The organism is Streptomyces sp. NPDC005492, assembly GCF_040605995.1.
Lineage (GTDB): Bacteria > Actinomycetota > Actinomycetes > Streptomycetales > Streptomycetaceae > Streptomyces.
Map to the genome: position 1 here is coordinate 103,625 of NZ_JBEXDX010000027.1, position 9,601 is coordinate 113,225.

Annotated in this window: 8 protein-coding genes and 1 rRNA gene; 7 read left to right on the forward strand and 2 right to left on the reverse strand. The window is 68.4% G+C overall.

Annotation, left to right across the window (positions count from 1 at the left end):
* Nucleotides 1–167 precede the first annotated feature (167 nt).
* The 7 genes from ABZT04_RS30305 to ABZT04_RS30335 all read left to right on the forward strand — a co-directional run bounded on the left by ABZT04_RS30305 (nucleotide 168) and on the right by ABZT04_RS30335 (nucleotide 8,880).
* On the forward strand, nucleotides 168–1,481 hold the full coding sequence (locus tag ABZT04_RS30305; protein ID WP_356060159.1) for a S53 family peptidase: 1,314 nt from the start codon (nucleotides 168–170) through the stop codon (nucleotides 1,479–1,481).
* Nucleotides 1,482–1,840: 359 nt separating this feature from the next.
* The gene (locus ABZT04_RS30310; RefSeq protein WP_019065418.1) at nucleotides 1,841–2,149 is read left to right on the forward strand and encodes a hypothetical protein; all 309 of its coding nucleotides are present in this window, start codon (nucleotides 1,841–1,843) and stop codon (nucleotides 2,147–2,149) included.
* 142 nt (nucleotides 2,150–2,291) lie between these two features.
* Nucleotides 2,292–3,131 (forward strand): hypothetical protein, encoded by an 840-nt coding sequence (locus tag ABZT04_RS30315; protein WP_356060160.1) that lies wholly within the window; start codon nucleotides 2,292–2,294, stop codon nucleotides 3,129–3,131.
* Nucleotides 3,121–4,437: a hypothetical protein gene (locus tag ABZT04_RS30320; protein ID WP_356060161.1), complete on the forward strand. Its 1,317-nt coding sequence runs from the start codon at nucleotides 3,121–3,123 to the stop codon at nucleotides 4,435–4,437. Before ABZT04_RS30315 ends, ABZT04_RS30320 begins: the two co-directional genes overlap by 11 nt.
* The gene (locus tag ABZT04_RS30325; RefSeq protein ID WP_356060162.1) at nucleotides 4,434–5,993 is read left to right on the forward strand and encodes an SCO6880 family protein; all 1,560 of its coding nucleotides are present in this window, start codon (nucleotides 4,434–4,436) and stop codon (nucleotides 5,991–5,993) included. Before ABZT04_RS30320 ends, ABZT04_RS30325 begins: the two co-directional genes overlap by 4 nt.
* A 7-nt stretch (nucleotides 5,994–6,000) precedes the next feature.
* Complete coding sequence (locus tag ABZT04_RS30330; RefSeq protein WP_356060163.1) at nucleotides 6,001–7,434, forward strand: ATP-binding protein; 1,434 nt, start codon at nucleotides 6,001–6,003, stop codon at nucleotides 7,432–7,434.
* A gap of 6 nt (nucleotides 7,435–7,440) precedes the next feature.
* The gene (locus ABZT04_RS30335) at nucleotides 7,441–8,880 is read left to right on the forward strand and encodes a type IV secretory system conjugative DNA transfer family protein (protein WP_356060164.1); all 1,440 of its coding nucleotides are present in this window, start codon (nucleotides 7,441–7,443) and stop codon (nucleotides 8,878–8,880) included.
* Nucleotides 8,881–8,907: 27 nt separating this feature from the next.
* Here the strand turns inward: ABZT04_RS30335 and ABZT04_RS30340 are convergent, their stop codons facing one another.
* Together ABZT04_RS30340 and rrf are read right to left on the reverse strand one after the other, a co-directional pair.
* Nucleotides 8,908–9,453 (reverse strand): GNAT family N-acetyltransferase, encoded by a 546-nt coding sequence (locus ABZT04_RS30340; protein WP_356060165.1) that lies wholly within the window; start codon nucleotides 9,451–9,453, stop codon nucleotides 8,908–8,910.
* Nucleotides 9,454–9,524: 71 nt separating this feature from the next.
* A 5S ribosomal RNA gene (gene rrf / locus ABZT04_RS30345) occupies nucleotides 9,525–9,601 on the reverse strand; the annotation flags it as partial.

The window sequence follows — 9,601 nt, forward strand, 5'->3', positions numbered from 1 at the left end:
AGGACCAGACCCCGTTCGGTAAGCCGGAAGTCATGATTCCAGCAGCCTCTTGTTGTCACGTACTCAACAAGAGATGGTCATCGCGAACCGCCCCCCACGGCCGGGGAATCCGTACCGGCGACGCGCACCCGCACTGCCCCTGTTCCACCGACTCAGGAGGCTGCACCTTGCGTACCACCACCCCCAACTCCCCCCACACGCACGGTAGATGGCGCCGCATCGGATCCGCCGCGATAGCCACCGCCGCGCTGGTGTTCACCGGCCTCGGCACCGCCGTACAGGCGGACGCGGCACAGAGCACCACCACCTCCACGAAGGTGACCTACGCCGCCACCCCCTGTGCGACCCCCAAGCACACGGGCGACCTCACCTGCAAGTCCTACCGCGTCACCGGCGGCCTCACCGCCTTCCAGAAGATGCAGGCGGCGAAGACCGGCATCACCCCCAAGGCGGCCGACGCGTCGACCCCCTCCGGCTACAGCCCGACCAACCTCCGGTCCGCCTACGGCCTGACCTCCGCCGCCGCCTCCAACGGCTCCGGCGAGACCATCGCGATCGTCGACGCGTACAACGACCCCAACGCCGAGGCCGACCTCGCGACCTACCGCTCGTACTACGGCCTCTCCGCCTGCACCACGGCCAACGGCTGCTTCAAGAAGGTCAGCCAGACCGGTTCCACCACCTCGCTGCCCACCTCCGACGCCGGCTGGTCCGAGGAGATCTCCCTCGACCTCGACATGGCGAGCGCGATCTGCCCGCTGTGCAACATCACCCTCGTCGAGGCCACCAGCGCCAGCTACGCCAACCTCGGCACCGCCGAGAACGAGGCCGTCGCCCTGGGCGCGAAGTTCGTGTCGAACTCCTACGGCGGCTCGGAGTCCTCGGCCCAGACGACGTACGACACCTCGTACTACAAGCACGCGGGCGTGGCCATCACCGTCTCCTCCGGTGACAGCGCCTACGGCGCCGAGTACCCGGCGACCTCCCAGTACGTCACCGCGGTCGGCGGCACCAAGCTCTCCACCTCCTCCACCACCCGCGGCTGGACCGAGGCCGTCTGGCGCACCTCCAGCACCGAGGGCACCGGCTCCGGCTGCTCCTCCTACGACGCCAAGCCCACCTGGCAGACCGACACCGGCTGCACCAAGCGCATGGAGTCCGACGTCTCCGCCGTCGCCGACCCCGCCACCGGCGTCTCGGTCTACGACTCCTACGGCGTCACCGCCGGCTGGTACACCTTCGGCGGCACCAGCGTCTCCGCGCCGATCATCGCGGGCGTCTACGCCCTGGCCGGCACCCCGGCCAGCGGCACCTACCCGGCGCAGTACCCCTACGACTACGCGGGCACCTCGTCCCTCAACGACGTGACCAGCGGCTACAACGGCACCTGCTCGACGGCGTACTTCTGCACCGCCGAGACCGGCTACGACGGCCCGACCGGCTGGGGCACCCCGGAGGGGATCTCGGCCTTCACCAACTGATTCCCCTGATCCCCTGTCTGACCCCCAGTCACCTGTCATGCCACAGTGGGTCGTGGGGGCCACACGTGGCATGACGGAACGGGCCGCGGCATCCAGCCGCGGCCCGTTCGACGTGAGAACATCGATCAGGGGCTAACGACCGAACCACGCCCAGGTTCCGATCCGGCCTCGTTGCCCGGCGTTACCTAGCGTGATACACAGAGTGACCGTACGGTGTAACCGTACGGTGTATTCGTACGAAACCCGCCAATCAATGACGCCAAGTCGACATCGGACGGCGCCTTTGTCGGCGACAATGATGCCTGACCTCTGCGCACCCGCAGGGGATGCGGAACTACCCACCAGGGGCGGTGACTTACATGCTCTTCGCGGCCGACAAGGGAGACATCAACACCATCATCGGGGGGATCGCTCCTGACTGGGGCCCCTTCGGCAGTCTGGGCAACGAGGCGAAGGTGATGATCGAGGTCGTGATGGCCGTCGCCATCCTCCTCTGCCTCGGAATCGCCGTATGGGGTGCGGCCAAACAGCGCATCGGCGCGACGGCGCTGCGCGACACGTTCAGCGCGGAACAGGGCAAGGGCCTCATCGTCGCCGGTCTGACCGGGGTCTTCATCATCGGCTCCCTCGGCACCCTCTTCACGATCGTGTACGGCATGGCCGTATAGCCGAGCCCGGCAAGTCCCCCTCTCCCCGCTGAGGTTGCGTTTCCCTGATGTCGAGTCACCACACCGCGCCCGCGCGGGAACCAGCACGGCTACCGTCGTACTTCCAGATGTTTCTGGACGACGGCGAAGGGACGTACCCGGCATGAGTCCCGGAGACGAGCACGAGACCTCCGGCGGTTACGGCGGCACCGGCCAGACCCGAACACGCCTGCCCCAGGGCGGGGGCGACATCTACGGCGGCGCCCGCAGAGGCCCCCGCTCCTCCTCCAGAAGCCTCGTCACGGTCGTCGGAGTAGTAGTCCTCCTCATCGCCGCCATCGCCTTCGCGAACCGCGGCGACGACAACTCCACGTCGACAGACGGAAGCACGACCAGCGGCGCGAAGCCTGATTCCTCGTCGACGGCGGCCAGCGGGACGAAGCCGGTGGAGACGAAGACCGGTGGAATTCCCTCGGGGTTCGCGCACAACGAACAGGGCGCGCAGTCGGCGGCGGCGAACTACTCCGTCTCGCTGGGCTCGACCGGCATGTTCCAGAAGGAGATCCGGCACACGCTGGTGAACACCCTCTACACACCCGCCGAAGCGAGCAGACTGACGGGTCGGATGGATCAGGCCTACTCGGCCGACTTCCTCAGCAAGCTGGGCCTCGACGCCAACGGCAACGCCCCGACCGGCAGCACGTTCGTCTCGCGCGTGATCCCGGTGGGCACGACCACCCAGCAGTACAGCGACACCAGCGCGAAGGTCGCGGTCTGGTACGTGGGGCTCCTCGGCATGGCCGGACAGACCTCGACCGACCCCGTCACCACCTCGTGGAAGACCTGGACCTTCGACCTTCAGTGGTCTGGCGGCGACTGGAAGATCGCCGCGGACTCCCAGAAGGACGGCCCCGCCCCGGTACCCGGCGACGACACGGCTGCCGCCTCGGACGAGATCAGCAAGGCCATCGACGAGTACGGAGGGTTCACGTATGCCCGGTAACCCGCAACGCGTGCTCAGGCTCGCCGGCATCGTGACGGCCGTACAGACGTCACTCGTGCTGCTGGCCACCCATGCCGTGGCCGCGCCCAGCCCCTCCCCCTCGCCGTCCAAGAGCGTCGACTGCGGGGCCATCGTCGGCGACGCCAAGAAGTACTGCGAACGCGGCAACAGCGCCACCACCGGCGGCACCACCCCCAGCACCACAGACACCCTCGACCCCCTCTCCTCCCTCGCCAAGGGCTGCGCAGAAGCCGCCTCCTGGACCATCGACAAGCTCAGCGACGCCGTCAAGGACACCGCGAACGTGGACTTCACGAACGCCAAGTTCCTTCAGCAGTACGCCGTCGTCTTCGCCGCGTCCACGATCCTCACCCTCCTCCTGTGGCTCCTCGCGGTAGCGAAGCGCGCGGTCCGAGGCGTCCCCCTCACCACCGCGATCTCCGAGGCCATCGGCTTCCTCTGGCTCACCGTCATCGCCTCCGCGTTCACACCCCTGATCCTGTACACAGTCGTCTCCGCCACCGACGGCATCACGGAAGTCCTCGCGAAGACGACCGGCAACCAGGACACCTTCTTCGGCAACTTCTCCAGCGCCCTGTCCAAGGGCAACAACATCGGCGGCGGCCCGATCATGCTGATCGTCGTCTCCCTGGTCAGCATCCTCGCCGCCGGCGTCCTCTGGCTGGAGCTCGTCATCCGCGCCGCCCTCCTCTACGTCGGCGCCCTCCTCGGCACCGTCGTCTACGCGGGCCTCGTCGACAAGAACCTGTGGAGCCACGTCCGCCGCTGGGCGGGCATCATGATCGCGGTGATCCTGGTGAAACCAGTCATCGTCATCGTGCTCGGCCTGGCCGGCGCACTGTCCTCCGCCGACGGCCCCGACTCGTTCTCCGCCGTCGTCTCCGGCCTCGCCATCATCCTGCTCGCCATCTTCGCCAGCGCGATGATCTACCGATTCGTCCCCGGCTTCGGCGACGACATCGCCAACGGCCGCAACAACCGCATCATGCAGGGCGCCGAGGGCAAGGCCGCGGCCGTCATCAGTTCCCCGGCGACCATGGTCGCCCAGGGCATCAAGACCCACAGCGCCCGCACGAACGACGGCGGGGGCGGCCAGTCCTCGTCCGGCGGCGGCGCCCGCCCCTCCAACCCGGTCTCCGGCGGCGTCGCGGCGCACAGCAGCCGCACGCCGAGCGGCGGTGGTGGAGCCGTCCCCTCCGCCGCGCCCCCGCCCCGCCAGAGCCCGGTGAACACCCCGCACGCCAGCAACGCCCGCAACAACCGCACGGGAGGTGAAGGGCGTTGACGACAGAGTCCCACCTGTCCCATCCGATCACGCCCCGCCGGACATATCTCATCGGCCGTGCCCGGCCGAACGCGATCGTCGGCAAGAATCGTGAGACCGGCGAGATCGCGCTCATCATCCTGGGCGCCTTCCTCGGCATGATGAGCGGACTCCTCGTCCCCGTCCTGTCCCTGCGCATCGTGCTCCTCACGGGCTTCCCGATGCTCGCGCTGATGGCGGTCTACGTGCCGTACAAGCGCCGTACGTTCTACAAGTGGTTCGAGATCAACCGCAGTTACAAGCGGACCCTGCGCAACGGCACGGTGTACCGCTCCTCCGTCATGGAGGCCGGCGTCCACCTCGACGGACGCGAGGTCGAGATCGGCCCGCCGCCCGGCATCGGCCGGATCAACTGGCTGGCCGCGCCCTTCGGCCCGGACGAGATCGCGGTACTCCTGCACGCCGACCGCCGTACGGTCACCGCCGCGATCGAGATCGAGGGACCGGGCGTCGGCCTGCGCGACAGCGAGGACCAGGAGGCCCTCGTCGACCGCTTCGGCACCCTCCTCAAGCACGTGGCGAACGGCGACGGCTTCGTCACCCGCCTCCAGATGCTCGCCCGCACGCTCCCCGCCGACCCGGACGCCCACGCCAAGGACGTCGCCCAGCGCGGCGACGAGAAGTCCCTGACCTGGCTGCAGCAGTCGTACGACCAACTGCAGTCGATGGTGTCGACCAGCAGCGAGCAGCACCGCGCCTACCTCGTGGCCTGCATGCACTTCACCCGCGAACTCTCCGCCGAGGCCCACGCGATGGCCCGCGCGACCCGCCCCCACGCGGGCCGCAAGCTCGACCGGGACGCGGGTCTGGCGGTCGTCATGGCGCGTGAACTCACTGACATCTGCTCGCGGTTGCAGGAGGCGGACATCCGCGTACGGCAGCCGCTCGGCCAGGGCCGGCTCGCCTCGCTCATCCACTCCATGTACGACCCGGACCATCCCATCGACCACCTCCAGGCGATGACGAAGCGCAACGCCTGGCCGGCCGAACTCGACGCCATGGAACCGACGTTCCTCCAGGCGAAGACCCGCGAGTCCTCCACCCGCGACCCGTGGTGCCACGCCACGGCCTGGGTGAAGGAGTGGCCGATGACCCCGGTTGGCGTCAACTTCCTCGCCCCGCTCCTCGTCCACACCCCGGACGTCATCCGCACGGTCGCCGTCACCATGGACCTCGAACCCACCGAGGTCGCCATCGAACGCATGCTGACCGAGAAGACCAACGACGCGGCCGACGCCTCCCGCGCCGCCAAGATGAACCGCACCGTCGACCCCCGCGACGTCGCCGCCCACTCCCGCATGGACCAGCGCGGCGAGGACCTGGCGAGCGGCGCGGCCGGCGTCAACCTGGTCGGTTACATCACCGTCTCCTCCCGCAACCCCGAGGCCCTGGCGCGCGACAAGCGCACGATAAGGGCGTCCGCCGGCAAGTCCTATCTGAAGCTGGAGTGGTGCGACCGCGAGCACCACCGCGCGTTCGTGAACACACTCCCCTTCGCCACCGGCATCCGGAGGTAGGGCTCAGATGCGGGATCCGCTGTCCATCCTGACCGACGCCTTCACGTCCTTCCTCTTCGGCAAGATCGAGTCCACCCGCCTGCCCGTCCGCACCTCCACGGGCCAGGCCCAGGCGGTCTACCTCCCGACGGCCGCTCCCGGCCTCGGCGACTCAGGCGTCATCATCGGCCGCGAGGTCTACTCCGGCAAGGGCTACATCTACGACCCCTTCCAGCTCTACGGCCAGCAACTCCCCGCCCCCCACTGGCTGGTGCTGGGCGAGTCGGGCAACGGCAAGTCGGCCCTGGAGAAGACGTACGTCCTACGGCAACTGCGCTTCCGCGACCGCCAGGTCGTCGTCCTCGACGCCCAGGGCGAGGACGGCGTCGGCGAATGGAACCTGATCGCGGAGGAGTTGGGGATAACCCCCATCCGCCTGGACCCAACAGCCGCCCTGGACATGGGAATCCGCCTCAACCCCCTCGACCCGGCGATCACCACCACGGGCCAACTCGCCCTGCTCCGAACCATCATCGAGGTGGCGATGGGCCACGGCCTCGACGAGCGCTCCGGCTTCGCGCTGAAGGTGGCGCACGCCTACGTCAACGAGACGATCGTCGAACGCCAGCCGGTCCTCATGGACATCGTCGAGCAACTGCGCCACCCCGAGCCGGAGTCGGCCGAGGCGATGAACGTCGCCATAGACGACGTACGGGCGTGGGGCCTGGACGTGGCACTCGTCATCGACCGCCTGGTCGACGGCGACCTGCGCGGCATGTTCGACGGCCCGACGACGGTCGGCATCGACCTCGACGCCCCGCTCATCGTCTTCGACCTGTCCCACATCGACCGCAACTCCATCGCCATGCCCATCCTGATGGCGATCGTCGGCGTCTGGCTGGAGCACACCTGGATCCGCCCCGACCGGAAGAAGCGCATCTTCCTGGTCGAGGAGGCCTGGCACATCATCAACAGCCCGTTCGTGGCCCAACTCTTCCAGCGCCTGCTGAAGTTCGGCCGCCGGTTGGGTCTGTCGTTCGTGGCGGTCGTCCACCACCTGAGTGACGTCGTCGACGGCGCGGCGGCAAAGGAGGCGGCGGCGATCCTGAAAATGGCCTCGACGCGGACCATCTACGCCCAAAAGGCGGACGAAGCACGCGCCACAGGCCGGGTGTTGGGCCTACCACGCTGGGCGGTCGAGATCATCCCCACTCTCACCCCCGGCATCGCGGTCTGGGACGTCAACGGCAATGTCCAGGTGGTCAAACACCTCATCACCGAGACGGAACGCCCGCTCGTCTTCACCGACCGCGCGATGACCCAGTCCTCCCGCGACCACGACCGCGAACTGACCGACGACGCCCTGCGCGCCGCCGAGTTGGAGGCGGAGGAACGCGCGGCGGCCTTCATGGAACAGCACCTGAGCGATCTCGACGGCTCCTCCGAGTCAACGGTGGCGTGAGGTGAGATGAGACCGAACGACGAACGGGAGGGCCGAGGAGGCATCCCCGACGGCCTGCTGATCGGCCTGCTCGCGTTCCTCCTCGGCATGACCCTGCTGGTGTGGTCGGCCACGGGACTGGCCGGCTGGTTCTCCCACAGCACCTGGCCCGACGGCGTGACCTTCACCCGCACCCCCCTGGCCATGCGCCACTTGATCGGCCGGCCGCACGACCTCCCCGGCGCCTGGCCCGACACCCCACCGACCCAGCTCTCCGGCTACGGCCTCTTCTGGGGCCTGTTTATCGGCCAGTTGATGGTCCTGTTCGTCCTGACCGTGTTCACCATGGGCACGGTGGCGAGATGGCGAGCGGTACGGGCGAGGGCCAGGACGACAGCGCAGCGGCCCCCTGAGGCGGTACCTGAGGTGGTGCCGGCCCAGAGACCGGAACCCCAACCGACGGCACTCGTCGAACAGGCACCGCTCGCACCCCCCGTCTCAGCCCCTCCAGTCGTCGTTGAACAGGTCGTGAGTGTGGCCGGCTGGGAGAAAATCCTCCTGGCACCCACGGAAACCCGCCACACCACCGCAACCCAAGCCATACGGGACGCGGAGGGCGCCGCACTGGTCATCACCTCGAACCCCGCCATCTGGCAGGACACCAAGGACGCCCGAGCCAAACTGGGCCCGATCCTCCTCTACGACCCCGCCCACCTCTGCGACACCCCGGCCCGCCTGCACTGGTCCCCCACGACAGGCTGCGAGGACAAGCAGACGGCGCTGAAAAGAGCCACCGCCCTCCTCACCCCCGTCCGCCCCACGGCAAAGATCGACCAGGCGGTCGCGGACACGGCCGAAACGCTCCTGCGGAGCTATCTGCACGCCGCCGCCATCGACGGCCGCACCATCCGCCACGTCCACCGCTGGGCCCAGGGCACCCAGATCCAGGACGCGGTACGAACCCTCCGCACGAACCCCAAGGCGGCCGCCGGCTCGGCGGGCGAACTGGAAGCCGCGCTCACCTCGCACCCCGAACGCCGGGACATCGCCCAGGAGTTGACGAGCCGCGCGCTGTCCTCGCTCTTCACGGTCAACATCCGCGAAGCGTGCACACCCAACAGAACTGATGCGGTCAGCCTGGATTCCTTCGCGAACGAAGGGGGCACGCTTTACCTGGTCGGTGAATCCATCGAGGACCCCCGTACGAACCCGGGTGCGATGCCTCTGCTCACCGCCCTCGCATCAAGCGTGGTCGAGCGCGGCCGGCACATGGCCGAACGGTCATCGGCCGGTCGCCTCGACCCACCAATCACGCTCGTCCTGGACGACGTCGCCGCCGTGGCCCCCCTCCCCCAACTCCCCGATCTACTGGCCACCGGGGCAGACCGAGGCATGCCGACCCTGGCCCTCCTCCGCTCCATGGAACAGGCCAAGGCACGCTGGCCCCACCACGAACTCCCGGCGTAATGTCCAGACTTACCGCCGCTTCCTGCCCTACGGCCGCTCGATCGCCATCTCCAGCTCACGCTCGTCCGCCTGTCCGCCCAGCGGCACGGTGATGCCCGTGGGGACGAAGCCGACCTTGCCGTAGAACCGCCGCGCCCGTTCGTTGTGCTCGTGGACGATGAGCCGCACCCGCTCGACACCGCGCCCCCAGGCCCATTCCAGGGCCGCGTCGAAGAGCACTTCGGTCAGCCCGATGCCCCGAACCTCCGGGCGCACGAACACCGCGACGAGATGCCCCTGCTTCCGCTCGACCGGAAAGCCGGCCCAGTCGACGGTCCCGGCCTCCTCAAGCAGCACGGTCACCGTCCCGACCCACTCCCCGTCCGGCCCCTCGGCAATGATCTGCTGAGCCCCGTCAGCGCCTTCGGCGGCCCCTGCGGCCCGCTCCTGGTAGAAGGAGTCCGGCCGGGCCACCGCGGTGTCGTAGGTCTCCAAAAAGGCAAGATGCGCGACGGGATCCCGCAGGGCGACGAGCCGCAGCTCCTTCGCCGCGGCCCACTCGTCGGCATGTATCGACCGGATCTTGTAGTTCATATCAGCCACGGTAGCCGAAACGCAGAAAACCCCCGTACCGAATTAACGGTACGGGGGTTTTCGCAATATTTGTTCGGCGGCGTCCTACTCTCCCACAGGGTCCCCCCTGCAGTACCATCGGCGCTGTAAGGCTTAGCTTCCGGGTTCG